Origin of the sequence: Herbaspirillum lusitanum P6-12, from assembly GCF_000256565.1 — a bacterium.
GTDB lineage: Bacteria > Pseudomonadota > Gammaproteobacteria > Burkholderiales > Burkholderiaceae_D > Herbaspirillum > Herbaspirillum lusitanum.
In genome coordinates, this window is sequence record NZ_AJHH01000442.1 from 1 (window position 1) to 681 (window position 681).

Sequence of the window (681 nt, forward strand, 5' to 3'; positions counted from 1 at the left end):
GTCCGCCGGCGGCGGCATGCACCAGCACCGTCTGCCCCGATTGCAGGCGGCCGTAATGATTCAGCAGGAGGTAGGCGGTCATGCTGCGCAACAAACCGGCACCGCCCTGTTCGAATGAGACCTCGTCCGGCAAGACGATGGCGCGTTCGGCGGCAACGTCGACCAGCTTCGCGTAACTGCCGTTGGTCGCCGACCACGCTACGCGCTGGCCGACGCGCGAAGCATCCACTCCTCCGCCGACCTCCACGATCACGCCGCTGCCTTCAACACCGAGCACCGCCGGCAAAGGCAAAGGGTAGCGGCCGACGCGCTGGTACACGTCGACATAGTTGACGCCGGCAACGTGCTGGCGCACCCGTACCGCGCCCGTTGCAAGTGGAGGCAAGGTGCGCGTGACGAGTTCGAAGTTGGCGGCATCGCCATAGGCGGTCAGTTCGATGAGCTGGGTGGCGGTTGAGGTGGCGGTGGCGATGGCGGTAGTAGACATGTCTGTGCTCCTGTGTTGAATGAGGAAAGTGGACGCTCAGAATAACTTCGTGCAAAATCGAACGGAATCCCCTATTTAGGCGCAAGTCCTGTGCAAAAATCATCGAAATCCGTGCTTTCCCTGGAACAGCTCTCATGGGACGACGTGCGCTATTTCCTCAGCCTTGCGCGCGGCGGCAGCTTGTCGGCGGCGGC

1 protein-coding gene is annotated in these 681 nt (G+C 62.7%); it reads right to left on the bottom strand.

Features of this window, described 5'->3' with window-relative positions; all coding sequences use genetic code 11:
- Nucleotides 1-487, bottom strand: a 487-nt coding sequence (locus tag HLUSI_RS0114160) for an alcohol dehydrogenase catalytic domain-containing protein (protein ID WP_016834590.1), incomplete at its 3' end; no start/stop codon positions are given.
- Between the last annotated feature and the right edge of the window lie 194 nt (nucleotides 488-681).